We start from the raw sequence: 219 nt of genomic DNA, 5'->3' as shown, positions 1-219 counted from the left end.
GGCCGACCTCGGTCTTGTCCGTGAAGCTCAACGAGACACGCTGCAGATGGCTGAACATGGCGCGGCGCAGGTCCGACAGCACGTTTTCGGCGACCTTGCCGACAACGCTTTCCTGCACGTAGCTGGCGGCGTAGTTGATCAGGATGATCACGGCGAAAGCGCCGGTCGCTGCGATCATCACCGACTGGTCGAGCCTGCCCGCCGTCATGCCGTGGTCGA

At 63.5% G+C, this 219-nt stretch carries 1 protein-coding gene; it reads right to left on the bottom strand.

The features are described 5' to 3' along the window. A partial coding sequence (locus EOB49_RS34245) for an ABC transporter transmembrane domain-containing protein (protein ID WP_164781947.1) occupies positions 1-219 on the bottom strand: 219 nt, incomplete at both ends.

Origin of the sequence: Mesorhizobium sp. M7A.F.Ca.MR.148.00.0.0, from assembly GCF_003997735.1 — a bacterium.
Classification (GTDB): Bacteria; Pseudomonadota; Alphaproteobacteria; order Rhizobiales; family Rhizobiaceae; genus Mesorhizobium.
The sequence above is the reverse complement of the archived record's forward strand: the minus strand, read 5'-3'. Positions and strand labels throughout refer to the sequence as shown.